Here is a 25,146-nt window from a genome sequence, read left to right as displayed (position 1 = left end):
GTAATTTACATTTATAGGTTCATTAAGTACAATATTGCAGCCATAAAGTAGCTCCTGCACCCCTCTAATATTTAAATATTTATTAGTTACAAAAAGACGTAGATATTAAAGCTGAAAGAGATCTATTTTGTATCTAATTGCGGAATCGAGTTTGAGTTTTAAAGTTTAAAATAAATGCAATATCTCAATTTATTCGCTAAATACAGCCAAATTTTGCTTCGTTCTTTGCCATTAATTTGGCAAGCTGCTCCCAAAGAAGTTGCTTTGATAACTTTTACTATGTTGGTACGAGGAGTCTCTCCTGGGATTAGTATCTGGATTAGTAAACAAATAGTTGATGCCGTAGCAGGTGGTTTAAGCTCTCAGCAGCTGGACAATTATCAGAGTTTGTTTTCTCTAGTTATTGCTTGGGTCACAGCAATTTTAGTACAAAGTCTTCTAGAGCCATTTTATGATGCTAGTCTGAGAAATACTATTGAAAAACTTACGGCACATATTAATCTATCAATTCTTAATAAAGCTAATAGTTTTGTCGATTTGATTTATTTTGAGGACGCTAATTTTTATAATGAAATTCAATTAATTGAAGAAGAAGTAGATCAACAGCCCTTTAATCTAATTCTATTTTTTGGTCATGGCTGTCAATATTTGCTCAATCTCATTACGATGTTGGTTTTACTATTTCCTCTTGCTTGGTGGATTCCACTCTTACTTTTAGCTACATCATTCCCCCAGGTTTATTTCACTTTTAAGGTTCAATGGGATCTTTGGACAACAATGTCATCAAAAAGCTCTCAATCTCGCAGGATGAAATATTATTCTTCCGTACTTTTAACCGATACTTATGCCAAAGAAGTTCGTCTATTTGGATTAGGTTCATTATTTAAGCAACGCTATCAAGAAGCTTTTGACGATAAATATCAAGCGATGCGTAAGATACGAGGTAAAAAGGCTTTGAGTTTGAGCATTTGGGAAATTTTAAGTGTTGGGGGTAGTGCGATCGCCTTTTATCGAGTTATCATACGAGCAGTAAATAAACAGATCACCGCAGGAAATGTTTTACTATTCATTCAAGCTTTAAATTCGATTCAAACCAGCTTGCAGGTTTTAGTTGCGGAATTTTTGAATTTGCAACAATCTCTAATTTTTATGGAGCGTTTGTATAAGTTTTTAGGCAGTCAACCGACTATGGATCTTACTGTTAGTGATAAAAATGTCCCCAACCCGATCGCCTCAGCAATTGTCTTTGATAATGTATCTTTTGCTTATCCCGATGGCAGACTAGCATTAGAGCAAGTTTCTTTTACTCTTAGAGCAGGTGAAACATTAGCTTTAGTGGGGGAAAATGGCGCAGGAAAAACCACCATTATTAAACTTTTAGCTCGACTTTACGATCCTAGTAGAGGCAGAATTTTAGTAGATGGAATCGACCTCAAACAGCTAGATTTAGCTCGGTGGCGACAACAAATAGCAGTAGTGTTTCAAGATTTCTGTCGCTATAGTTTAACCGTTGGCGAAAATATTGCCTTGGGAGATTTAACCGCTTTAGAAAAACTACCTAAACTCAAACTAGCTGCCACAAAAGCGGGAATTGCCGACAAGATCGATCGCCTAGAACACCAATACCAAACCTTGTTAGGGAAGCAATTTGATGGCACAGAACTTTCTGGAGGAGAATGGCAAAAAATTGCGATTACGCTCCAAGCGCTTGCACCCGAATGGGTGTACCCTACGGATCGCCAGAGCTTTTATCCGTGAACAACAAGCGCAGCTACTAGTCTTAGATGAACCGACGGCAGCTTTAAATCCTCGCAGTGAATACGAAATCTACAGCCGTTTCTCAGAATTAGTCAGAGGTAAAACAGCAATTTTAGTTACTCATCGTCTGGCTTCTGTCTCTATGTGCGATCGGATTATAGTTTTAAAAGCAGGCAAACTAATAGAACAAGGAACTCATCAACAATTGTTACAGCAGCAAGAAGAATATGCTTATCTTTGGCAAATGCAAGCTCAAGCTTATCAAATTTAGCTGTAGTAGTTTTTAACTTGTAACGAATGATCGATTAGTCGTAATCGTTATTCAAGTTGATTGGTTTACGACGCTCTGGCCGATCGTCATAGTCGTTGTAGCCGTCTTGCTCAGAGTCACTTTCTGACTCATCGTAATCATCATAATTATTTCCTTCAGAGTCATCATAATCATCTGAATAACCAGTCCCCACATCTTCTAGAGGCTGATAATCGACAACATAATCTCCAGGAATCGGCTTTTGTTCATCATCATAACTTCTGCCTGAGTCAGAATTATCGTAGCTACTGCCTAAATCATTTTCAGGGTAATCAGCTTCTGGTTCATAGCTTCTACCTAAATCCGCTGGGTTTGGTCTACGTCTAGGTTCAGGAGATTGAGCGGGAGAAGCATAACGATCCTCTCGAACAGAGTTATTATTTCGTTGATCGTAACTATCTACAGCGGGAGTAGCAGGACGACGAGGACGCGAAGCAGATTTGGGAGCATCATCCCATTCATCATAGGCATCCCTAGCTGGCGTAGCTGGACGGCGACGGGGAGGACGACTATTGGGTTCTTCGTAACCATAGCGATCGCGAGGTGTACCGCTCGGGTAATCATTTTGAGGTTCTCGAACTACCGAATCTCTCGTTTCAGGACGGTTGCGAGTTGGTCTTCGTCGAGGTTCATCCCGAATATCAACTGATGGTGCTGGTGTAGTTCTATTTCTGCTAGCAGGACGACGACTAGAGCGGGGTTGCGGGTCTTCATACCCCCTCAATCTAGGACTACTATAGTTAGGTTCAGCCCCTTCGTAAACATTGTCATAGGGGTCAATTTTATCTAATTCCGCCTCGGTATAAACCCTGGTACGACTCACGGGGCGATCGCGATCGACTGTGGCTGTGTTGCGTCTAGCTTGTTCTGTTGAGACACCGCGCATTCTGACACTCTCAAAGGCAAAGAAAACTGCCGTTCCCGTAAGTAAAAATTGACTAAACTGTAAAACTGGCTCAAGCCGCCAACCATAGAAAATTAAAATAATGCCACAGAGTAAACCTACAGCAGCAAAGAAAACATCATAATCCCTTGCCAACTCTGGGCGAACTGACCGCAGGAAAAAAAATCCTGCTCCTGCTATGGCTAAAAACAGACCCAATATAAAAGCTGGGCCGCCCCCTACATTGACCATGAATACTCTCCCAATCTAATTCTCTTGGTTTTAACTAACACCTATTCTATCCATACCTCATCTTAAGTAGTGTATCTTCTCTTTCTACCTAGGATTTTTTAGATATTTAATTTGGAATTTAAGACTAGCATCGATCGACTGCAATTTAAACCTAAAAAATAACGACGAAACCTTTGTAACAGTAACAATACCGTTTCTCCACTCTAGAGATGATTCCGCCGTTTAATTGCTTATATTTTGGTAGCTAGAATCAGCCAGCCGTCTTTATCCTCGTTCGATTTTGTCGCTTTGACTAAGGACGATTAAAGCAATGGTTGCGGGAATAACTACGATTACTGCACCAAGACCGATACTTAAAAGGAAATTGAATAGAGAAGGGGTCATAATTTTTGTCCTGACTATATTTTGGTTTTAACTTTAATAGTTTACGTTGTTTTATAATTCTAAAAGTTTTTTAACCAAAACTAAAGTTTATTATGATGTTGCTTATTTAATTATTTATTTTCGGGAAATTTATTTTGCCTTAAGGGCATCGAGGTTCTGAAATAACCGTAAAATACATAATATATGTTTACATTAAGTGATTTGATCTGACATTTAACATTTAGTCATAAATATGAATTTAACTATCGGCACTATCGGCATTAACCTGCTACTAGGATTAATGACAATCTTGTTTATTTTTAGAATTGTCCTTACTTGGTATCCTCAAGCGGAATTGACTAAGTTTCCCTTTAGTCTGGTAGTTTTGCCGACCGAGCCTGTGCTTAAGCCCTTACGTAAGCTTGTTTCGCCGATTGGGGGCGTTGATATTACACCAATTATTTTAGTTGGGGTGTGTACTCTCTTGAGAGAGATTTTAGTTGGTCAGCAAGGATTAATTACGATGGCGCTCAATCATTAATTCAATCCGTCTTAGAGACGATATTCGCGCGATCGCATTTAGGGCGATCGCCTGCTAACAAATCTAGATTAAAGATAGAATCAATCGCTTAGATGTTCGGCAATAAAATTAGTGTAAATTTCCCCATTTAAAAAGGCAGGAGTTTCTAAAATTCGTTGATGAAACTCAATGGTAGTAGGAACTCCTGTAATGGCACATTCTCTTAAAGCTCGTCTCATCCGCTTAATTGCCAAATCGCGGTTTTCACCCCAGACAATTAGTTTCCCAATCAAAGAGTCATAATATGCAGGAATCTCATAGTCAGTATAAACATGAGAATCCATTCTTACTCCTGGGCCTCCTGGTGGTAAATAGGCGCTGATTCTTCCTGGATGGGGACGGAAATTGTGCTTAGGATCTTCAGCATTAATTCGACATTCGATCGCATGACCACGAAGCTGTACTTGCTCTTGGGTAAATCTTAGTTTTTCTCCCTGGGCTACCCGAATTTGTTCAGCAATCAAGTCTATGTTTGTCACCATTTCTGTTACAGGATGTTCTACCTGAATACGGGTATTCATTTCCATAAAGTAGAAATTACCTGATTTGTCGAGTAAAAACTCAATTGTCCCTGCACCGACATAATTAATTGATTTAGCGGCTCTAACCGCAGCGTCTCCCATTTTCTGGCGTAATTCGGCGCTTAATACAGCACTGGGAGCTTCTTCCAGGAGTTTTTGGTGACGACGTTGGATCGAACAATCCCGCTCTCCCAGGTGAACGACATTGCCATGACTGTCAGCAATAATTTGAAACTCAATATGTCGTGGATTTTCGACAAACTTTTCTAGATAAACCCCTCCGTTGCCAAAAGCAGCCTCCGCCTCACCCTGAGCAGCTTGAAACATTCTTATTAGTTCCGCTTCTTCTCGTACCAGACGCATTCCTCGACCACCACCACCTGCTGTAGCTTTGATCATCACAGGATAGCCAATTTGATCGGCGATCGCTTTGGCTTCTGACTCATCCCGCAGTAGACCATTACTCCCAGGAACAGTAGGTACTTTTGCCTGCTGCATCGTTTTCTTAGCGGTTGATTTGTCACCCATCGCTAACATCGCCTCTTTTGAAGGGCCAATAAAAGTTAGTTGGTGATCGTTGCAGATTTCTACAAAGCGAGCATTTTCTGCCAGAAATCCATAACCAGGATGAATTGCCGTCGCATTACGAGTTAAAGCAGCAGCAATGATATTGGGAATATTAAGATAACTTTTGCCCGATGGAGGAGGGCCAATACAGACGCTTTCATCTGCCAACTGAACGTGGAGAGCTTGGCGATCGATAGTAGAGTGTACGGCTACAGTAGCAATACCCATTTCGGCACAGGTGTGTAAAATGCGTAGAGCAATCTCTCCTCGATTGGCGATCAGAATTTTGTCAAACTGCATTCTTTGAGTAGGTAACTAAAGTCATATCTTAGAATAGAGCCTTTTTGGGTACTAAAAAAGCCAAGCTTAAGTATCGCTCAATTTCGAGGGTGGGCGATCGTCACTCCAACCCCACCAAGCAGTACCGCACTCACACTGATAAAACTCTTGATATTTGCGCTTATTGGCGACACTTACAGGAGTGCGACGATTTAACCAAACATTTTGCGCCTTTGCAGGTTCAGTTTGACAATTGGGACAACAAAAATTGAGTGCATGACCTGCGGATTTTGTCCATTCTGGCGGAACTAGGGCAAAAGCATCCATAAAGCTGGTTCAAAATTATTTGAGAGATAGCAGGTTAACTTATCTAAGTTATGTGTAGAGATAAGTTAGGTTTACTCGTATTATTGTACTTTGTTTCATCATGGTAGTTACTTAAGCTTTAGTAAATGGCGATCGCATGATGTTTATTGGTTTTTAGCATTTCTGAAATATTTTTTCTGGCAAACTCGTAGCGTTAATTAATACCAACCCCAGAGCAACTATTGCTTTAAATTCGCTTACAGAAATATTAATCACCATGTCGGCTCAAATTGTTGAACCAGCTAACTTAATCAACCTTGCAGGTAGAGGTTTAAATGCAGAGGAAATTGTCGCAGATGAAGAATTATCAAAGTCTCTAAGTAAAGAGATCGCTCTACTTGTGGCAGCTATAGTTAAAATTAATTGATTTTTATAGAGCAGGTCTAATTTAAGATTCTCCCTTATCAATCCTAAATCTTTCCACAGAAGAAAGTAAACCACGAGCAATACCTACAAGACTTTGTAGCGCACCACCAACCCTTTGTGACTCATGAGAGGTAGCTTGAGCAGTCAATTCTACCGACTGCATTACCTGCGCTACTGCTCGCGAGTTTTCTCTTTGTTCGACAGTATCAGCAGTAATAGAACGTACTAAAGTATCAATGCGATTTGATACCTGAATAATATCTTCTAGGGCAGTTTTCGCCTGTTCCGCTCTTTCGGTTACGTCGATTACCTCCTGAATCCCTTCTTCCATAGCAGTCATTACCGACCCCGTTTCACTTTGAATTTGCAGTACAATTTGCTCAATTTCTTTCAAAGATTTACCAGAGCGATCGGCAAGCTGTCTAACTTCATCCGCAACCACCGCAAAACCTCGACCTGCTTCACCCGCTTTTGCTGCTTGAATTGAGGCATTTAAGGCTAGCTGGTTAGTTCTTTCGGCAATTTGGGAGATTAACAGTACAATTTTGGAGATTTCTTGCGATGCTTCCGCTAGTCGTTTTACCTTACGAGCCGTTTCTGATACCGTTTCTCTAATCTGGAAAATCCCCGATACAGTACGTTCTACCGCCTTACCACCTTTGAGAGCAGTTACCGATGACGAACGGGCAACTTCCTCGGCTTCACGGGCATTTTCAGCTACCCTTTCAATCGATTCAGTCATCATCTGGACTGAATTTAAGGTGACTGCCAATTCTTCTGCCATCCGCAACGCTTCACTAGATTGATTACGCGCAAACAATTCACTATCAGTTGAACCTTGGTTTACTTGTTCGGCAGCTTCTTTTACCTGACGTACAATTTCTCGTAAACTTTGAATAGTCAAGTTAAAAGCGTCAGCAACTGCCCCTAAAACGTCGGCGGTAACGGTCGCCTGTACGGTTAAATCTCCTCTAGCTGCACCTTCCACATCATCTAGTAGTCGAATTACCTGACGCTGCAAATCTTCCTTTGCCTGCTCGGTTTCTTCCGCTCTTCGTTGGGCTTCCTGGGTGGTAGTTAAGATTACTCTCGTCATGCGGTTAAAGCCTGATGCTAACTGTCCAAACTCATCTTGAGAATATACCGTAGCTTTAGCATTGAGATTACCTTGATAAACATCATCAAACTGACTTTGTAAATCTTGACTGGTTTTAGTAACATGTTTGGTGGTAATATTGCCGATCGCAGCAGCTGTTCCCGCACTAGATAATCCCGCCACCAAAGCTAATAAAAGATTACCTGGTATAGATTGTTGTATGGTTCGTTGGGAATTACGCGCAGCAATACTAGAGCCAATTAACCCAATACTCAAAACGGCGATCGCCGAGACTAATCCCGTAATACCAGCCGTAGTTAGCTGCTTTTGTCGCATCGGAGCATTAATAAAGCTAGCTAGAGCGCCTTGTTTAACTTCAATTTCTGATTCTTCTTTGGAATTGATAAAAGACTTTGTGGTACTAGGAGTAACTTCACTAATAGCGATTTCATCAGGCTCTATTGAATCCGATTCAGCGACCAAGTTGCTCGAAAAATTTGTACTGCCACTACTTGGATCTTCTACTACGTTAAACAACCCAGTATCGGGAAGTCCTTGTTCTAATTCTTCAAGATCGAAAAAACTACTATCAATTTCATCAAATTCTAGCTCGTCTTGGTAATCCACTCCGTCTTGTTCGGGAATGTCTTCCATACCGTAATTTTTCTCATTTCTCATTGAAAAGGGTTCAGTTAAAACGGTATCAATTTCTAGTTCCGAGCTATCATCGTAGTCATTGTCGTAATCATTTTGGCTGACGGCAAAATCTTCTTCTGTGTAGTCAGGCAGATTAAGATTATTGTTATCATTATTCACTATAAAAGTAGAACTAGGATTAGAGCTGGGCTGCTCTATTTCTGAAAAAGGCTCTGCCAATGAAGAAGGAGTTGGTTCTGATTCAAGCTGCGATCGCTGGTTAAAAGGATTATGATCGGCATTTTCTAAGTCCACTTCATAATCTTGGTGAGCAGCAACATCGCTGGCAAAACCTTCTTCATAAGCTTGTTCATCAGAAAGATCCAGGTGTCTCAAATCACCTTCATCTCCCAAATCTTCCCCAGCAAAAGATACATCATTAAATGAGTGATCGGCTAATTCTGACTGTGACTGAAGCTGTTCTATCTGTTCAATACCGCTACGAGCAAAATCGAGTAGATCTTCTGAATCACTTAAGCTCAAAACATTTTCATACTGCTGTTTTGCCACGTCGTAGTTTTGAAAACCATAGCAATAGATATGACCCCGCAGCAACAAAACATTTGGATCATTGGGAAATTCATCGGCTAAATGATCGATGATTTCTGCTGCTTGAGCAAAATTACTTTCTAAATAGGCTTTTTCTGCTTGTCCGTATTCCTGAGAATAATTAGTTCCTGATGCCATGATGCTTTTTGCCAATTAAATCTAAATTTTTATTGCTTGTGCTGACGAGTTCTTACTTTAAGCTTCTGACCCTGCGATGACTCTAAGTTTATATAAGTAAAAAGAAAAGCAACATGTGCTGTTTTCTCAAAATAATGCTCAATAAGTGTAAGTTTTAACTTAAGATCGAGATTAATTATCCTGTTATCAGGCAGCCCATCGTGCTGAGCGTAAAATTCTGACTGGATCTAATAAATTAATCAGGATTTTGCTTTCATCATCAGTTTGCCATTGAGCTTGAACAAAAGGAGCCATACTGTCGGAGGGAGACTGCTGAATTTCTAATTGTTCGACATCCAGCCAGTCCATCTCGCCAATGCTATCAATTGCCAAGCCAATAATCTGTTCTTGATCTTCAATGGCAATTACAGGAATTGTAGGTCGATCGGTTTTCAAGGCTACGCTATCCCCCAAAAGCTGTCCTAAATCGGCAACCCAAATCACTCTACCTCTTAGATTTATAGTTCCCAATAGCAAAGGAGAGGCGTTGGGAATTGGCGCTATCTGATCGGGAGTTTGCTGCATTACTTCTGCTATACCCGTAGCAGGAAAAGCACAGGCTTCTCCTGACGCTAAATAAAAGCGCAGATGCAGTTCCCCATCTGGATTTTCTAGGGGTTTAATGTCTAGAGATAGATCTAGACCACTTTCAGTATATAATTCTGGATTATTAACCATAAAATTTTGTAAATACCATTTACAGACTGCTAGCCATATAACCTAAAAATTAATCTCGATCTAAGCTCGAAGCAACTGCTTAACCGTCCCAATCAGTTCAACTGGTTGAAAAGGTTTAGCTATATACGCGTCTGCACCTTGCTTCATCCCCCAGTAGCGATCGAACTCCTCACCTTTAGAAGAACACATTACCACGGGAACATTTTGCGTTTTAGGATCAGATTTTAGGCGACGACATAATTCATAGCCGTTCATTCTAGGCATAACAATGTCCATGACCACTATGTCAGGACTGAATGTTTCTAGATGCTCTAAAGCTTCTACCCCATCACAAGCAACCGTTACTTTAAGACCGCTATCTTTGAGGAGATCTGAAATCATTTGTCTCTGCGCCAGACTATCTTCTACGATTAGAACTTTGCTCATAACATGCTATCTACGAAAAGTCACACTCTTTCTTAAGTCTACTTGGCAAATCATTAAATTAATAGAAGCTAAACCTGTACTTAAATTCACTTATTATTAATAAAATTACTTGGTTAGTAACCTCTCCGCTTCAGAATATACTCTACTTTTTACCCAATCGCCACGTCATTAGCAATATAATCTTGGGCAAGTTTATTTTTTAGTTAAGCTGCTTTAGGTTTAATCTAATTGAACCATAAATGTTTTGTTGCCCAACTAGTCTAAATATATGTTATTCATTGGTAAATCTAGCTGTTGAAAAAATTATGAAACCATTTTTGGTCTAACACCATCTAAGGGCTTTTTTTAGTCACAACAGTTTAATTGAAATTAAGTTTATTTTTAAAATTAATTGGCAGGGTTCTGCCGATTATTCATTCAAGATAAAATTAGTTAGCTATGACTCATTGTTCTTGATTTAGCTCAAAAAAACTTGGCAATATGAGCTTGATAAATAACAATAGATGCTTATTGTGTAACAGATATTCAATCTGCTCGAATTTTACCGTCAAATTACAAGTTCAAATTTAATTTAGTCTGGTTGTTTTAATAAATCAGCAGTAAACTGGAAAAGCTTAATTTTTCTGAGTTCCTGCACAGAAGAAATCAAGAGGAAGGCGCACAGTGCTATATCTGGCAGAAATACAAAAACAAAGTAAAGGGTTCATGAGTGGTGTAGAAACCAGGCTTAAGCTCATAGCCTGTCAGCGCAACGATCAAAGTTGGGGCGTAGTTGGTAATGAATCAATTACTGTCGAAGAGGCAAATGATTTTGGTGATGGCGCTTTAATTGTGGTCAATCTAGGCGCTAATCGACAAGTCCAGGGGAAAATAGAGTTAGCTTCAGCCAAAATTATTGCCATTTTAAAAAATTTCTCTCGCTTGGTCGAAAAAAACCAGGAACAGGAGCAAGAAATCAATCAGTGGAAAGAGTCGTTGGCATTTCAAAGTGAAGAACTGAGTCGCCGAGAAATTGAAATGGAAACTCGCCTCGAACAGGTTGAGCAGATGGAAGAAGAATTTAAGCAGTTTGAACAACAAAAAGCAGACATTGCTCAGGCTCAGGCAGAAACCGCCAATCTTAGAGCAGAATTTGAGGCAAAAAGCGCTGAACTAGAGGGAGCTTGGGCGCAATTACGAGGTCAGCAAAATAGCTTGAATGAACAGTTAAAGCAGGCTAACGTACTAGACCAGAATCAAGCTAACGAACTTAAGCAGCAGCTAGAAATTGTTACTAGTATGAATGAAGCTGTTAATGCTTTGCGCAGTAAGCTTAAACAAGCCGAGTCAGCAGCAGCAACTCAACAACAGGTAATGCAATCTCACTGGCACAATTTGACTCAGAACATAACCGAGATTGGTATTAAGCGACAAGAGCTTGAAGGTATGACTACAGAATTAACCGAAAAAAAAGTACAGGTTAAATCTTTACAAGAAGCGATCGCCACAGCGGAAGATCAATTGGGCATCGAACAAAAATCTTTAGAGGTTAAGCATGAGCTAGCTCAGTTTTTAAACCTTCAGTTAGAAACTCAAAACCAGATGCTAGAGATTTTGGGAGGTTCAGAAACGGATGCTGAAGGTACGGCAAGAATCAATCTCGAAAAACTGGAAAATATTCCCCTGCCTAGCCTAGAGGCGATGGTAGAGAACCTGAAAAAAGATTTAGAGAAAGTAGCTAGATTTGTCAACGATCAGGAAGAAGAATTAGGCTGGCAATGTAAAGCAGTTGAGGAATTGGAAGTCAAAATGTCTCAAGCTAACGATTTTGAGCGCTTGACTTTGGAACAAGAATTGGCTGATGAGAAAGAAGCGAAAAAGATGCTAGACCAAACTTTGGTTGGTCAACGACGCTCTCTTAAAGAAAGACACCAAGTTTTGCTGCAACATTCGAGAGTCTTAAAACGCCGTCAGGGAATTGTTGATTTTGATTTTGAGTCAGCAATTCAAGATATTGATTTAACTCCGATCAAACAAACTTTAGAACAGCAGCAGCAGCAACTACAACAACAGCAAGAAAGTTTAGGAGCAGAAGTAACTCAGATAAAATTGAATATTCAAGAATTGATAGTCAAGTTGGAGCAGCAAAGAAGCCAGCAAAGCCAGCTTGAACAGGAGATTACTCAACTACAGGATAAATGGCATGGGTTAAATCTTCAGGCAGCAGCAATGCAGTCACAGATAGATTTTTATCAACATCAGCTACAGCCTTTGCAGGATAATCTAGATCAGATTAATCACCAAGTTGCTGAAATGGAAAAGCTGCTGGTTGATAGCGAAGCCAGTAATCCTGGTGCAGCCTTAAGCAAGATTGAGCAGATAATTACCCAATTAACAGCTGTTTAAATGGTGGCTCGAGCGATTATTTTGCGTTTATAACTGAGATAGTTATTTTTCACTTGCTACTACCATCAGGATTATACGGAGTTGAAAGCAAAGTAGTCTTCAGTAATTTAAGGTTGCTTGAGGCTATAGTTGATTTTTTGCTCTCTGTCCAAAACTGTTTTGATCGGCATCCAATTTACGACACAATTACTGTAGGCGATCGCTTCGAGTGTGGAGATGAATTCGGGACTCCAAATATTTTCGCTCACTTTAATCTTTCTACTCTGGAAGAAATGGAGCCAGCGCGCTCGTGCAATACCTGCTAAAATCCCTGATTCTAAACTAGGAGTATACCAGCAACCATTTTTCCACCCCCAAAGATTACCCGTACTAGTTTCTAGCCAGTTACCCTGAGTATCAATCAAGATTGCTTCTTGAGCTTTAAAACTCAGTGCTTGATTACGAGCTAAATAGGTAGAAAGATAATTACCTGTTTTATATTGGGGTAAATCTCGACGATATAAAGAATCTTCAGCTACCCAAGCGGTGATGCCATCCGCATAAAGTTTTTCTAAGTTAGAAGGTAAGCTGCGTCCAGTGATCCACTCTCTACCATCGGGAAATATTGCCATGCGTAGAACAGGAAAAGATTCCGCTAGGATCTCGGCACCTTGTTTTAGCTGCTGCCAATCAGGTTGCTGCCAACCAAATGCTAATAAAGATGTTTGTAGGCGATCGCAATGAGCCTGCCAGCTAGTCAAAGAATGATCTAGGGACTTGTTATAAACCCGCATTGTGGTGAAGCTAGTGGCTCCGTAACATAATCCTGGATCATTAAGATCTAAATGTAACTGTGGAGCATCAATCAGCTTGCGGTCATACCAAAACATTTTGTGCGTCCTATATCAACCATAGATTCAGTGTCACTATATTTTAGATTTTGCTTTGCATTTATGGTTGAGTATCCGTTTCTGAAGGTCTGGGCAAAGGTGGTGTAGAGTCACGATCGGTTGAGGTATCTTGTAGCAGTTTATAAGTAAATAGACCGATAATTGCCGACAGGACTAGGGCAAAAATCAAGGGTTTAATCCATTTTGATGGTTTGCTAATTGGTATAGATTCGCCGTCGCCGATCGGTTCGGTGATCTGGGTTTCTGAAATAGCTGCTGCTGGTAGGGATGCTTCACTTGGGGAAAAATCTGACCAATTAGAGTCAAATTGCTCGTGATCTGACCAATTAGCAGATTCTGCCAAAACAGTCTCTAAATCCGACCAAGAGACTATAGCTTGTGAGCTACCTGGCAAAGGGTTTACTTGACAGTGAACTAGCGCCACCGTCACGTTATCGTGACCATTTTTCTCATTGGCTAAAGCAATCAAATCTTTGACTGCACTGGCAAGGTCTTGCTTCCCTTCTAAAAGTGGCAAGATATTTTGTTTCCACTGCTGTTCTATACGGTCAAAATCGCTTAAACCATCGGTGCAAAGCAAGAAAACGCATTCACGATCGATAATATAGCGTTGTAAATTAGGATGGAGCGCTGCTGAACCTCTCATGCCCAAAGCTTGAATCAATGCCCCTGCTGAAGGATATTGTAAAGAATCTCGATATAGGGCATAGCCTAAACGAACTTCTCTAGAAGCTAAATCATCGTCAACAGTCATTTGGTGACAACTATTATGAGTGATCCAATAAATGCGGGAATCACCAATATGGCTAAGATACATTTCTTGAGCGTGAGCAAGAGCCATCACTAGAGTTGTACCCATGCGCTGTCTTTCCTGACGCTGCTCGGTGTCATTGCGCTGATTAATTAGATCGTTTGCACCTTTGATATATTTTACTAGCTTGTTGAAAATCTTGTGTGGTTTTAGTTCATCTAGCTTCAGGACAGAAATTTTACCTTGTAAATACTTAATTGTCTCCCCTGAAGCAATTTCTCCACCATCATGACCGCCTACACCATCACAAACAATTGCCAGACTATTGTTGGTAGAGGTAATATCTTCGGGACGCGAGTAAAGCGGATAAGCTGCATCTTCGTTGTTACTGCGACTCGGCCCAGAATCGCTCAGGGCATATGTTTGGTAAGAATACTGCTGAGTTTGACAATAAAGAGCGATCGCCCGATCTAGCAATCCAAGTAGCTGGCTAGCTTGAGCAATAACGCCTGTCTTTAAATTAGCAGCCAGCTTGAGAACTACTTCCTTAATATTAGGATGGGCATGTTCTGCCCATTGAGACCATAAATTGCCTAAATCTTGAAGATTGGCGCGCCGATCGCCATCTATCTGTAGCTGCCTTAACTGGAGGATCTGCCCGTTAATTCTGATCAGCTCAGGTTCTAATAAAGTAGCTGCGACTCCCTTAAGAGAAAGAGGATGCCACAGTTTGGCAATTTGCCAAAGCCAGTTTAACTGTTGTAGAGGTGTTGCGCCGAACCATAAATCTTGAACTTTGGGGGTTAACTCTTGAGGATAAGTTAGTTCTCCCGTCGAACTAGTGGGGACAGTGCCATAATCGAATAGCCACGTCCGTCGATCGTTTAACAAACCATAAGGTTGAGGAATATGAGGATAGTAAGCAAAAAGCTGGAGATAAACTACTATTTCAGGGGGAACTTCTTCAGGGGTAAGAGGCGCTTTGCTAGGTTGAGTATCCAGAAATATTTGCTCAGTTAAGGCTAAATATCGTTCATTAATCAGGGTCTGCTTTTGCTCGGTCGCGATCGCCCGCTCACTACTCCATAAATAGCGTCTGATTATGGGGGTGCTACATCGATCACAAATACTCGCTTCTAAATCATTAGAGGCTAGACATTGAGGGTTCGAGCATTCAATTTGGGGCTCAGGATGTGACATGGATGTTTTAAACTATTGAGCATCCTCCGAGTAGATCGGAGTTAAAGATTTCTCTAGCTAGCAGACGCCACAGCGGTTTTTAACTAGTAACTTAGGGAGTTGGAAATTAATCGAGCAACATTTAGTGAAGACAGAATTCAACCTCGTGAGGTTTTTCGTAAGTTAATGCTGGTTAATAAAAACAGTGGATTCATATAATAAGTATTCTGTAACTCTCAAGCTGATATTATAAACTCAGTAATCAATTTATTTTGTCAAACTACATAGCATTTAAGATTTCTCCATAGTAAATTAGAAATTTTATTTGTGTTAGTTTTTGAGCAAAATAGCTGAAAAGATGAGACTGTTTTAAGTCTCATACAGTTTTTCCAAACTTTCTTGTAGGGCTGCTGTTAGCTTCTGGGAACTTTGCCGTAATGATTTACCGTAATATTTTTTTACTGTTAAAGGAACACCAATATCTACTCTAACGTCCGATCCCCAGGTGGGATAGGGCTGACTATAGCGAATGCCTACAGGTAATATTTTAACCCCTCTGGTCAATTTGTCTGTTTCTGCTTGAAGAGCGATCGCCGCTACGCCTCTTTTAAGGGGATGGATTTGATAATCATTAAAAATACCGCCTTCGGGAAAAATTACCAGCATTTCCTGATTCGACTGTAATAGTTCAATGCTATGGCGTACGCTATTTAGCTGAGGGCGCTCGGTATCCACAGGAAAACCACCCATGTGGCGGATTACCCAACCTTGAATGCCTTTTACTTCATTAACAGAAACCATAAACCGTAAGTCGCGACCACTGACTAATCGACCAAGAGCATAAGGCACAATAAAAGCGTCCCAGCGAGAACGATGTGTTGGGGCAACGATCACGGGGCCTTGTCGGGGAATATGTTCTTGACCAAAAATTTCTATTTTGCCAAAAAAACCTGGTATAACCAGATAACATCCAAGAGGATAAAGTAGTTTCGCTAACCAAGGAGATATACGCGAATTTAATTCATCAGTTTTCTCGGGGTTTAAATTAGTTGAATTGTGCGGCGATTTTAACTGAGTCATTAATGAATTACAATTTGCTCCACTCTATTTACTACCTTAATTTTTCTTTAATCAGATCTGTTTTAAATACTGGACACTTACTGAGTTGTCATTCTGTAAAATCAAGATTTAGAGCTAATTTAGAAAACTTTTGATACCCTTTTAAATAAAATTATCGCGCAACGAATATTATTTATTGTTGAGGAAGTCACGTGCAGTTAGATTCATCAACGGAGTTTTTACTCCAGGCAACAAATTTATCGAAAAGCTTTGGTGGGATCAAGGCGGTGAATAATGCTTGTTTGGAGGTGAGAAAAGGTAGTATTACGGGATTAATTGGCCCTAATGGAGCAGGAAAAACAACTTTGTTTAATTTGCTGGCTAACTTTATTGAGGCAGATCGGGGCGAGATCTTGTTCGATCATCAGCCAATTCATCATTTACCATCCCATAAAATTGCACAACTAGGATTTATCCGTACTTTTCAAGTAGCCAGAGTACTATCTCGCTTGTCAGTATTAGAAAATATGCTCTTAGCTACGCCAAATCAGACGGGAGAAAATTTTTTTCAGGTTTGGTGGCAACAAAAAAAATTAAGAGTCGAGGAACGGGCTAATAAAGCAAAAGCAATGGATATTTTAGAATCTGTCGGCTTGGCTGCCAAAGCTCACGACTACGCAGGAGCATTATCTGGGGGACAGAGGAAGCTTTTAGAGATGGCTCGAACTTTGATGACTAATCCCAAACTCATTTTGCTGGATGAACCAGCAGCGGGGGTCAACCCAACCTTAATTAATCAGATTTGCGAACATATTGTTAACTGGAATCAGCAGGGAATTTCCTTTTTAATTATTGAACATAACATGGACGTGATTATGAGTTTGTGCGATCGCGTTTGGGTTTTAGCCGAAGGAACTAATCTCGCATCAGGCACCCCAGCAGAAATTCAAAGTAATGATTTGGTCTTAGAAGCCTATCTAGGTCAGTAAATTTTTGCGGACGGCGGTTTGCCCTGACACATCTACATCGATCTACATTTATCGGTTATAAGCGCTCAGTTGAGGACTTAAATTATAAAGAATTAGGAAAATTTGCCGATAACCTGCTTAATTTGCGCCATCCTGATTGAGGAAGTTCGGCTGAAATAGCCAAGACTCTATTAGCTAAACTAAAGCAAGAATCAGCATTTAAACTTAAGTTTCCACAGGATGATGTATTTCTATTTACCAGAGTTCTCAGCAACTAATGACAATTATCTTAACTAACGACGATGGCATTGATGCCCCTGGGCTTCGAGCTTTGCAACAGGCTGTAACAGGAGAAAGCATCATAGTTGCTACGAAACAACCACATTCTGGCTGTGGACATCAGGTCACAACTAACCAAGGTATCAAGCTAGAAAAAAGGTCTCCAAATGAATATGCCATAGAGGGAACTCCTGTTGACTGCACTCGTATAGCTATTACTAAAATAGCTACCAATACCAAATTAGTTTTGTCGGGGATCAATGCAGGAGGCAATCTTGGTACAGATGTTTATATTTCAGGTACAGTAGCGGCGGTAAGAGAAGCAGCAATTCATGGTATTCCTGGTATTGCTATTTCTCACTGGATTAAAAATCCCCTGGTAATTGATTGGTCGGTGGCAGCTGATTGGACAAGTAAAGTACTTAAGGATCTACTACCTCGTCCTTTGCCTCCTGGCAGCTTTTGGAACGTTAATTTACCGCACCTAGAAGCAGATCAGCCTGAACCTAAGATTATTTTGTGTGAACCAAGTATTGCCCCTTTACCTGTTGATTACAGAGTTGAAGGGGATACTTATTACTATCAAGGAGAATATGCCAAACGCGATCGCACCGTGGGAACTGATGTGGATATTTGTTTCGGCGGCAACATTGCCGTCACTTTAATTAGGCTGTAGTGTGCTTGACTAGGGCTTCTTGGACTTTAGATGGGAGCTGACGCATAATCTTACCTTTTTCTCGATCTACCCCGACTAATACAACCTTCCCTGTTAAAAATATTTCTTGTCGATCGTAGGACTGTATTTCATAGTCCCAATTAATGCTGACTCCCTTGGTTTCTACTAAGCGAGCCTTGACTATGGCAGATACCCCCAACTGAATTGGCAGATGATAGCGCAGGGAAAGTTCAACTACTGGTAGATCGCAACCCATTGCCACTAAATCGGCAAACTCGATTCCAATCGATCTTAAATATTCTACCCTGGCTTCTTCCATCCAAGTTAGATATGTACCATGCCAAACAATCCCCGCATAGTCGGTGTGATGAGGCTGGGCTTTAACTGGATATTCAAACCAGCTTTGGGTGTTTGCCTGTAAACCCTCCTCTGTCTCAATTGCGGAAGTTGGTAGTTTAGGTAGCTGAGGAGCTTGCTGTTCTCGATCTATCAATTCCTAACACTCCTAACGTAGTTTTTTAGTAGTCTATTACTCTATTTTAAGATTTTAGGTGAGCAATGAACAGTCAGTAATTACTGATTACTGATTACTGATTACTAATCATTTAGTTTGGAGGTGACAGATTTTATTGATTGAGAAATGGAGTCGGGTAATCTTTTGATTTGGGTATCGCCTTTGAGCATTAGCTGTTGGTCTTCGATTTGAATGCTCGTAAGATTGAAGGCTAAATCGTCATTAGCAAAGTGTCGCAGATAAAGCAAGTCACGAACTTTATTCATAATCGCTATTATTTCGTCTAAATCAAAAGTTTGATCCCCAAGATAGCTACTCCCAATAAATTTAATCCCCAAACCAGCTTGGTAAAACTGCAAGGCGATTTTAAATCTCACAGTCTTAATCTGTTGTTCTCGATTTAAAACAATTGTGGTGATTAAAAACAACTTTCCATCTTGCTCTAATTTACATTCAGACTCCTGAAGATGAAAACTTGCTGAGTCTTGAGCGATTGTTAAAGCTAAATTTTGTAAGAGAGTCCTGACATGTGCTGAATTCAAGAGGCGATCGCAATCTGACTGGGTAAAGACTAGTTTGACCTGGAAGTTACCTGGCTGTTCAAAAGCTATTTTACCCAAAATCGCCTGGGTTAAATTGAGAGATAGATCTTGGGAAGTGATATCTATTTTTTCTAGGTGAATATCTTTAACAGCAATAATTTTTTCTCCCACTATTTTGAGAGAAGTTGTTTCTCCTTGAAGTAGTTGAGGGATATTACTGTCTAGGTTTACATCAATATTGTCGGCGGATTCTACTGAAGCAGCGATCGCTGTTTCGGCAGCTTTATTAATTAATAACTGCTTGAGATCGCCTTTGGCTTCTGATTTATTACTCATGTTAGAAATTTAGTTTTGGTAAATTTAATCTAGCTAGATTTGAGCCGAAATCCAATCCAGAGCGGAGAAAATATTTAACAGAAGAATTAAGTTGAGTTAAGATGTTTTACCGCTATCGCACAGAAAGACATCCAAAGCAAAAGTAAATCATTTGGTTGAAACAGGATAGTTAAAGAGATATTTATTTTTTCTTAAGCAATTCACTGTTTAAAAAATTTGCTTTTGCAGATTTAATAGTGGTTAAGCCTCAGAGAAAACTGCAAGCAAGATGATTGGGGCAAACAAGCATTTTTTGAGTTCACACATATAATTTCAAGGAGTAATCATGGCAACCGTCAAAGTAGCAATTAACGGCTTTGGGCGCATTGGTCGATTAGTATTGCGTGCTGGACTAGATAATCCTCAGATTGAATTTGTTTGCATTAATGATTTAGTTCCCGCATCAGCGATCGCCTATTTGTTAAAATATGATTCTACTCATGGTCGTTTTACAGGCAGCGTAGAGGAGCAAGATAACGGAATCGTCGTTAACGGCAGACATATTCCCTGTATTTCAGTTAGAAATCCTGAAGAATTACCCTGGAAAGAATACCAAGTAGATTATGTCGTCGAAGCGACAGGATTATTTACCACCCATGAGGGAGCGTCAAAACATTTGACTGCTGGAGCAAACAGAGTCGTGATCTCTGCTCCCACTAAAGATCCCGATCGGGTTAAAACTCTGGTGATGGGAGTTAATCATGACCAATTCGATCCCCGAGTTGATGCGATCGTTTCTAATGCCAGCTGCACCACTAATTGTCTTGCTCCCATTGCCAAGGTAATTGAAGACAACTTTGGTTTGAAAGAAGGTTTGATGACCACTATTCATGCCGTAACAGCGACTCAGCCAACGGTAGATGGCTTTAATGCAAAGGATTTACGCTCAGGGCGCAGTGCGGGTCAAAATATCATTCCCGCCTCCACAGGGGCAGCTAAAGCCGTGGCACTAGTATTACCCCAGTTGTCAGGTAAGCTAACAGGAATGGCAATGCGAGTACCGACACCTGATGTCTCGGTAGTAGATCTGACTTTTCGTACTGAGCGGGCAACGACTTATGATGAAATCTGTCGAGTCATGGCAACCGCAGCCCAGGGTGAAATGCAAGGAGTCTTAGGCTATACTAGCGACCCCGTAGTTTCGACAGATTTTACAGGCGATCCCCACTCAAGCATCTTTGATGCGACTGCTGGGATGGAGTTAAATAGTAACTTCTTCAAAGTCATCGCCTGGTATGACAATGAATGGGGCTATTCAAATCGGGCGATCGACTTGATCTTAACCATGGCAGCTAAAGAAACACAGATGTTGGTTTCTGCCTAAATATTAACCAGATATTAACTAGGAAAGAATACTTTTACTCTCGGTAAGGGTGAGGGACTTTCGCCCCAATAAATCTTGTGGGTTGCGTTGTGAATTAACGTTATGGTCACAAAAAACGATATATTAATTTGCGCTTGCATCTTTGTCGAGATGTCTCAAATTTTAATCAGGAGAATAGATGCTTAACCAATCAGAAGCCGTAATTGAAGCGATCGCTGCAAGAGAGATTTTAGATTCCCGTGGTCGTCCTACTATTGAAGCAGAAGTACGTTTGGAAACTGGAGCAGTCGGTTTGGCTCAAGTGCCTAGTGGTGCTTCTACAGGAAGTTTTGAAGCTCATGAATTGCGTGATGGGGACAAAAATCGTTATGGAGGTAAAGGAGTTTTAATCGCCGTCCGTAACGTTAAAGAAAAAATCACCCCTGAACTGCTAGACGTGGATGCTTTAGAACAGGCCACAGTAGATCAGATTATGATTGACCGTGATGGTTCTCCCAACAAAAAAAACTTGGGAGCAAACGCAATCTTAGCCGTGTCTCTGGCGACTGCTAAAGCAGCAGCAGCGGAGGTTGAGCTACCTCTTTATCGTTATTTGGGCGGCCCTCTATCTAACGTGCTACCAGTCCCTATGATGAACGTGATTAACGGTGGTTCTCATGCGGATAATAATGTTGATTTTCAAGAGTTTATGATTATGCCCGTGGGAGCAGATTCTTTTCGCGAAGCTCTGCGCTGGGGAGCGGAAGTATTTGCCACCCTGAGTCAAGTTTTAGGCGAAAAAGGTCTCTTGTCTGGAGTAGGGGATGAAGGGGGGTATGCGCCCAATCTAGGTTCAAATCAGGAAGCTTTAGACTTACTAATCACAGCGATTGAAAAATCGGGCTACCAGCCTGGGTCAGAAATTGCTTTGGCAATGGATGTGGCTGCTAGTGAATTTTATGCTGATGGTAAGTATACCTATGACGGCGAAGCTCATTCCCCAGAGGAGTTTATCGACTATATGGCAGAATTAGTTGAGAAATATCCCATTATCTCGATTGAAGATGCTCTCCATGAAGATGATTGGGATAGCTGGAAGACTCTAACCGATAAATTAGGCTCGAAAATTCAGCTAGTGGGAGATGATTTATTTGTCACCAACAAGACCAGACTGCAAAAAGGCATTGACCTTAAGGTGGGTAATGCTATTTTGATTAAGTTAAATCAAATTGGTACTTTAACAGAAACCTTAGAAACGATTGACCTGGCGACTCGCAGTGGTTATCGTTCTGTAATTAGTCATCGTTCGGGAGAAACTGAAGACACGACGATCGCCGATCTAGCGGTGGCAACCCGTGCAGGACAAATCAAAACTGGCTCTCTGTGCCGTAGTGAAAGAGTTGCCAAGTATAATCGTCTGTTGCGGATTGAAGAAGAATTAGGCGATCGCGCTGTCTATGCTGGCAAAATTGGGTTAGGGCCAAAAGGCTCAAGTTAAATGCTTAGTTTCTCAACCAAAGATTAAGGGTTGGGTCTTGCTCAGCCTTTAAGCTTAAATCTAGTAGTAATCTATAAACAGTTAAATCGCATTTGACGTGGCAACATAGAAGCGAGCTATACAAAATCATTTAGGCAGCGATGTTCACGTTATCGTGACGATCGCTGGTATTGTCGATTTTAAAAGCAGATTATCTGTTTATGCCTTAAGCAATCCTTTATATCAACGTTATCTTTAGGGAAATATGGACTCAAAAACCGATCGACAGCTTGGTCAAACAGTTACTGCTAGTAATTTGACTAATCGTAATATTCAGATAGAAGACGATCGCACGGGAATGAGTGTGGATACTCTTAAACGAGCCTTTGCGGATAATCTGTTTTATATTCAGGGCAAAGACGAATCTAATGCTACTCTCCATGATTATTATCAAGCACTAGCCTTTACAGTGCGCGATCGCCTACTACGTCGCTTTATTAAGACAAGTCGTACCTACTACGAAGAAAACGTTAAAGTAGTTTCCTATCTTTCTGCCGAGTTTTTAATGGGTCGTCATTTAGAGAATAATCTGATTTCTCTGGGGATCTACGAGAAAATGCGCGAGGTGGTTAGAGAATTTAACCTCAATCTTGAAGATTTAGTGGAAGAAGAACCAGATCCTGGTTTGGGGAATGGTGGCTTGGGAAGACTTGCAGCCTGCTTTCTGGACTCTTTAGCTAACCTGGAAATGCCTGCAATTGGTTATGGTATCCGTTATGAGTTCGGCATCTTCCACCAAGCATTGAGAGATGGTTGGCAAGCAGAAATTCCAGATAATTGGCTGATGTTCAAAAATCCTTGGGAAATTGCTCGTCCCGAAGATTCCGTGGAAGTCAAGCTGGGGGGACATACCGAAACCTATCGCGATCCCCAAGGACATAATCGTACTTCCTGGATTTGCGATCGCAAAGTAAAAGCCGTCCCCTACGATACTCCTGTCGCTGGATATCGCACCAACACCGTCAACTCTTTGCGACTCTGGAAAGCGGAAGCCAGTGAACAGTTTAACTTTGAAGCTTTTAACGCAGGTAATTATGACCGCGCTGTGGCGGAAAAGATGAGTTCGGAAACTATCTCTAAAGTACTTTATCCCAACGACAATACACCCCAGGGTAAAGAATTACGTTTAGCACAGCAGTATTTCTTTGTTTCTGCTTCACTTCAGGATCTAATTAAGATTCACCTTCACGTTCATCCCGATCTAAGCAACTTTCACTCAAGAGCAGCAATTCAGCTCAATGATACTCACCCCGCAGTAGCAGTTGCTGAGTTAATGCGTCTGTTGATCGATGAACACGATATGGATTGGGATCGGGCTTGGGATATTACTCAACAAACCCTGGCATATACTAACCACACCTTACTCCCAGAAGCTTTAGAAAGATGGTCAGTTAGTCTCTTTAGTCGGATGCTTCCCAGACATATTGAAATCATCTATGAAATCAATCACCGTTTTCTCGAAGATATTCGTACCTGGTTTCCTAATGACGAAGAACTAGCATCAGAGTTGTCGATCATTGAAGAAGGCGCAGAGCAAAAAGTGCGCATGGCAAATCTTGCCTGTGTTGGTAGCCATGCGATTAACGGTGTAGCAGCTTTACACACTCAATTACTCCAAAAATATACTCTCCAAGGTTTTGCGAAGTTGTGGCCAGAGAAGTTTTTTAATAAAACTAACGGCGTAACTCCTCGTCGCTGGATCTTGTTAAGCAACCCTAGATTAGCCAAGCTAATAACGGAACGAACTCAAAGCGATAGTTGGCTCAAAAACCTCGATGAGATGAGGGTGCTGGAAAAGTATATTGATGATGCCCAATTCCGTGAACAGTGGCGAGATATTAAGCGTCAGAACAAAATTACTCTAGCGGCTCAAATTAAAAAGTTGAGTAACGTCGATGTTAACGTTGATTCGATCTTTGATGTCCTAGTTAAAAGAATTCACGAGTATAAACGCCAACACTTGATGGTGTTGCATATTATTACTCTCTATAACCGCATTAAGCACAATCCTAATATCGAGATCGTACCTCGTACTTTTATCTTTGGTGGCAAAGCTGCTCCTGGCTACTTTATGGCAAAGCTAATTATCAAGTTTGCTAACGCGGTAGGGGAAGTAGTTAATAAAGATCCTGACGTTAGAAATCGTTTAAAAGTGGTGTTTTTACCCAACTTTAACGTCTCTCTCGGACAAAAAATCTATCCTGCTGCCGATCTATCAGAACAGATTTCTACAGCAGGGAAAGAAGCTTCTGGGACTGGTAACATGAAGTTTGCGATGAATGGTGCTTTAACTATCGGCACCCTCGATGGCGCTAATATTGAAATCCGTGAAGAGGCGGGAGCAGAAAACTTTTTCTTGTTTGGTCTTACTGCTGAAGAAGTGTATCAAATGAAAGCAGATGGCTACGATCCCATTGCTTTTTATAACGCTAACGAAGAACTTAAAGAGGTCATCGATCGCATTGCTCACGGTGATTTTAGTCATGGTGACACTAAACTATTTAAGCCGATCGTCGATTCTCTACTCTATGATGATCCCTACATGCTATTAGCTGATTATCAAGACTATATCGACTGTCAAGAGAAAGTTTCTGAGACTTATAAAGATCAGCAAACATGGACAAAAATGTCGATCTTAAATTCGGCACGGATGGGTAAATTTTCTAGCGATCGCACTATTAAAGAATACTGTGAACAAATCTGGGATATCGAACCCGTTGAAATTAGTTTAGATGCTTACACTCGTTAGGCTCAACGCTTCTTGTACTTAAATTAGATGTCCTACCCTGGGCATCTTTTTTTTGGCTAGATCTCGAAAACA

Annotated in this window: 22 protein-coding genes; 10 read left to right on the top strand and 12 right to left on the bottom strand. The window is 40.8% G+C overall.

All coding sequences use genetic code 11. The features are described 5' to 3' along the window. The first annotated feature begins 174 nt into the window (after positions 1-174). Positions 175-1,758: an ABC transporter ATP-binding protein/permease gene (locus KME09_08340; GenBank protein ID MBW4533935.1), complete on the top strand. Its 1,584-nt coding sequence runs from the start codon at positions 175-177 to the stop codon at positions 1,756-1,758. Beyond that, the gene (locus tag KME09_08335) at positions 1,709-2,029 is read left to right on the top strand and encodes a hypothetical protein (protein ID MBW4533934.1); all 321 of its coding nucleotides are present in this window, start codon (positions 1,709-1,711) and stop codon (positions 2,027-2,029) included. Before KME09_08340 ends, KME09_08335 begins: the two co-directional genes overlap by 50 nt. Before the next feature lie 34 nt (positions 2,030-2,063). On the opposite strand, the gene KME09_08330 is transcribed toward KME09_08335, so the two are convergent. Both KME09_08330 and KME09_08325 read right to left on the bottom strand, forming a co-directional pair. Next, positions 2,064-3,203: a hypothetical protein gene (locus tag KME09_08330; protein MBW4533933.1), complete on the bottom strand. Its 1,140-nt coding sequence runs from the start codon at positions 3,201-3,203 to the stop codon at positions 2,064-2,066. A 264-nt stretch (positions 3,204-3,467) separates the two neighbouring features. Then, complete coding sequence (locus KME09_08325; GenBank protein ID MBW4533932.1) at positions 3,468-3,587, bottom strand: photosystem II reaction center X protein; 120 nt, start codon at positions 3,585-3,587, stop codon at positions 3,468-3,470. Positions 3,588-3,819: 232 nt separating this feature from the next. Here KME09_08325 and KME09_08320 point away from each other — a divergent pair, with 232 nt between their 5' ends. After that, positions 3,820-4,107 (top strand): YggT family protein, encoded by a 288-nt coding sequence (locus KME09_08320; GenBank protein MBW4533931.1) that lies wholly within the window; start codon positions 3,820-3,822, stop codon positions 4,105-4,107. Positions 4,108-4,187: 80 nt separating this feature from the next. On the opposite strand, the gene accC is transcribed toward KME09_08320, so the two are convergent. Further along, positions 4,188-5,534 (bottom strand): acetyl-CoA carboxylase biotin carboxylase subunit, encoded by a 1,347-nt coding sequence (accC, locus tag KME09_08315; protein ID MBW4533930.1) that lies wholly within the window; start codon positions 5,532-5,534, stop codon positions 4,188-4,190. A gap of 66 nt (positions 5,535-5,600) precedes the next feature. Then, entirely contained in the window at positions 5,601-5,840 is a 240-nt protein-coding gene (locus tag KME09_08310; GenBank protein ID MBW4533929.1) for a hypothetical protein, read from the bottom strand. Positions 5,841-6,096: 256 nt separating this feature from the next. Between KME09_08310 and KME09_08305 the strand changes: the two genes are divergently transcribed. After that, the gene (locus KME09_08305) at positions 6,097-6,246 is read left to right on the top strand and encodes a hypothetical protein (protein MBW4533928.1); all 150 of its coding nucleotides are present in this window, start codon (positions 6,097-6,099) and stop codon (positions 6,244-6,246) included. Positions 6,247-6,267: 21 nt separating this feature from the next. Here KME09_08305 and KME09_08300 read toward each other — a convergent pair whose 3' ends face one another. From KME09_08300 to KME09_08290, 3 genes are all read right to left on the bottom strand, one after another. Then, positions 6,268-8,724 (bottom strand): HAMP domain-containing protein, encoded by a 2,457-nt coding sequence (locus KME09_08300; GenBank protein ID MBW4533927.1) that lies wholly within the window; start codon positions 8,722-8,724, stop codon positions 6,268-6,270. 186 nt (positions 8,725-8,910) lie between these two features. Continuing rightward, positions 8,911-9,441, bottom strand: coding sequence for a chemotaxis protein CheW (locus tag KME09_08295; GenBank protein ID MBW4533926.1), 531 nt, complete (start codon positions 9,439-9,441; stop codon positions 8,911-8,913). A 60-nt stretch (positions 9,442-9,501) separates the two neighbouring features. After that, a complete protein-coding gene (locus tag KME09_08290; GenBank protein MBW4533925.1) occupies positions 9,502-9,867 on the bottom strand; it encodes a response regulator in 366 nt (121 codons plus the stop codon). Positions 9,868-10,530: 663 nt separating this feature from the next. Here KME09_08290 and hmpF point away from each other — a divergent pair. Continuing rightward, positions 10,531-12,252, top strand: coding sequence for a pilus motility taxis protein HmpF (gene hmpF / locus KME09_08285; GenBank protein ID MBW4533924.1), 1,722 nt, complete (start codon positions 10,531-10,533; stop codon positions 12,250-12,252). Positions 12,253-12,359: 107 nt separating this feature from the next. Here hmpF and KME09_08280 read toward each other — a convergent pair whose 3' ends face one another. From KME09_08280 to KME09_08270, 3 genes are all read right to left on the bottom strand, one after another. Continuing rightward, the gene (locus tag KME09_08280) at positions 12,360-13,121 is read right to left on the bottom strand and encodes an aminotransferase class IV (GenBank protein MBW4533923.1); all 762 of its coding nucleotides are present in this window, start codon (positions 13,119-13,121) and stop codon (positions 12,360-12,362) included. A gap of 61 nt (positions 13,122-13,182) precedes the next feature. Beyond that, complete coding sequence (locus KME09_08275; protein MBW4533922.1) at positions 13,183-15,093, bottom strand: protein phosphatase 2C domain-containing protein; 1,911 nt, start codon at positions 15,091-15,093, stop codon at positions 13,183-13,185. Positions 15,094-15,441: 348 nt separating this feature from the next. Beyond that, on the bottom strand, positions 15,442-16,152 hold the full coding sequence (locus tag KME09_08270; GenBank protein MBW4533921.1) for a 1-acyl-sn-glycerol-3-phosphate acyltransferase: 711 nt from the start codon (positions 16,150-16,152) through the stop codon (positions 15,442-15,444). Positions 16,153-16,343: 191 nt separating this feature from the next. Between KME09_08270 and KME09_08265 the strand changes: the two genes are divergently transcribed. Continuing rightward, the gene (locus KME09_08265) at positions 16,344-17,120 is read left to right on the top strand and encodes an ABC transporter ATP-binding protein (protein MBW4533920.1); all 777 of its coding nucleotides are present in this window, start codon (positions 16,344-16,346) and stop codon (positions 17,118-17,120) included. 256 nt (positions 17,121-17,376) lie between these two features. After that, positions 17,377-18,054: a 5'/3'-nucleotidase SurE gene (surE, locus tag KME09_08260; protein MBW4533919.1), complete on the top strand. Its 678-nt coding sequence runs from the start codon at positions 17,377-17,379 to the stop codon at positions 18,052-18,054. Here the strand turns inward: surE and KME09_08255 are convergent. Together KME09_08255 and KME09_08250 are read right to left on the bottom strand one after the other, a co-directional pair. Further along, positions 18,044-18,547, bottom strand: coding sequence for an acyl-CoA thioesterase (locus KME09_08255; GenBank protein MBW4533918.1), 504 nt, complete (start codon positions 18,545-18,547; stop codon positions 18,044-18,046). The two genes, surE and KME09_08255, sit on opposite strands and share 11 nt — an antisense overlap. 104 nt (positions 18,548-18,651) lie before the next feature. Next, on the bottom strand, positions 18,652-19,446 hold the full coding sequence (locus KME09_08250; protein ID MBW4533917.1) for an LmeA family phospholipid-binding protein: 795 nt from the start codon (positions 19,444-19,446) through the stop codon (positions 18,652-18,654). A gap of 325 nt (positions 19,447-19,771) precedes the next feature. Between KME09_08250 and gap the strand changes: the two genes are divergently transcribed. The 3 genes from gap to KME09_08235 all read left to right on the top strand — a co-directional run bounded on the left by gap (position 19,772) and on the right by KME09_08235 (position 25,074). Continuing rightward, the gene (gene gap / locus KME09_08245) at positions 19,772-20,809 is read left to right on the top strand and encodes a type I glyceraldehyde-3-phosphate dehydrogenase (GenBank protein MBW4533916.1); all 1,038 of its coding nucleotides are present in this window, start codon (positions 19,772-19,774) and stop codon (positions 20,807-20,809) included. A gap of 178 nt (positions 20,810-20,987) precedes the next feature. Further along, entirely contained in the window at positions 20,988-22,286 is a 1,299-nt protein-coding gene (gene eno, locus KME09_08240; protein MBW4533915.1) for a phosphopyruvate hydratase, read from the top strand. Between the two features lie 244 nt (positions 22,287-22,530). Next, entirely contained in the window at positions 22,531-25,074 is a 2,544-nt protein-coding gene (locus KME09_08235; GenBank protein MBW4533914.1) for a glycogen/starch/alpha-glucan phosphorylase, read from the top strand. Positions 25,075-25,146: the final 72 nt, after the last annotated feature.

Source organism: Pleurocapsa minor HA4230-MV1 (genome assembly GCA_019359095.1).
Classification (GTDB): Bacteria; Cyanobacteriota; Cyanobacteriia; order Cyanobacteriales; family Xenococcaceae; genus Waterburya; species Waterburya minor.
Note: the sequence above shows the minus strand (reverse complement) of the source record. Positions and strands in the feature narration are given on the sequence as shown.

Bases quoted from the DNA above. Each gene is read 5' to 3' on its own strand.
- KME09_08340 (MBW4533935.1), top strand. From the start codon at position 175: ATGCAATATCTCAATTTATTCGCTAAATACAGCCAAATTTTGCTTCGT.
- KME09_08330 (MBW4533933.1), bottom strand. From the start codon at position 3,203: ATGGTCAATGTAGGGGGCGGCCCAGCTTTTATATTGGGTCTGTTTTTA.
- KME09_08325 (MBW4533932.1), bottom strand. From the start codon at position 3,587: ATGACCCCTTCTCTATTCAATTTCCTTTTAAGTATCGGTCTTGGTGCA.
- KME09_08320 (MBW4533931.1), top strand. From the start codon at position 3,820: ATGAATTTAACTATCGGCACTATCGGCATTAACCTGCTACTAGGATTA.
- accC (MBW4533930.1), bottom strand. From the start codon at position 5,534: ATGCAGTTTGACAAAATTCTGATCGCCAATCGAGGAGAGATTGCTCTA.
- KME09_08310 (MBW4533929.1), bottom strand. From the start codon at position 5,840: ATGGATGCTTTTGCCCTAGTTCCGCCAGAATGGACAAAATCCGCAGGT.
- KME09_08305 (MBW4533928.1), top strand. From the start codon at position 6,097: ATGTCGGCTCAAATTGTTGAACCAGCTAACTTAATCAACCTTGCAGGT.
- KME09_08300 (MBW4533927.1), bottom strand. From the start codon at position 8,724: ATGGCATCAGGAACTAATTATTCTCAGGAATACGGACAAGCAGAAAAA.
- KME09_08295 (MBW4533926.1), bottom strand. From the start codon at position 9,441: ATGGTTAATAATCCAGAATTATATACTGAAAGTGGTCTAGATCTATCT.
- KME09_08290 (MBW4533925.1), bottom strand. From the start codon at position 9,867: ATGAGCAAAGTTCTAATCGTAGAAGATAGTCTGGCGCAGAGACAAATG.
- KME09_08280 (MBW4533923.1), bottom strand. From the start codon at position 13,121: ATGTTTTGGTATGACCGCAAGCTGATTGATGCTCCACAGTTACATTTA.
- KME09_08275 (MBW4533922.1), bottom strand. From the start codon at position 15,093: ATGTCACATCCTGAGCCCCAAATTGAATGCTCGAACCCTCAATGTCTA.
- KME09_08270 (MBW4533921.1), bottom strand. From the start codon at position 16,152: ATGACTCAGTTAAAATCGCCGCACAATTCAACTAATTTAAACCCCGAG.
- surE (MBW4533919.1), top strand. From the start codon at position 17,377: ATGACAATTATCTTAACTAACGACGATGGCATTGATGCCCCTGGGCTT.
- KME09_08250 (MBW4533917.1), bottom strand. From the start codon at position 19,446: ATGAGTAATAAATCAGAAGCCAAAGGCGATCTCAAGCAGTTATTAATT.
- gap (MBW4533916.1), top strand. From the start codon at position 19,772: ATGGCAACCGTCAAAGTAGCAATTAACGGCTTTGGGCGCATTGGTCGA.
- eno (MBW4533915.1), top strand. From the start codon at position 20,988: ATGCTTAACCAATCAGAAGCCGTAATTGAAGCGATCGCTGCAAGAGAG.
- KME09_08235 (MBW4533914.1), top strand. From the start codon at position 22,531: ATGGACTCAAAAACCGATCGACAGCTTGGTCAAACAGTTACTGCTAGT.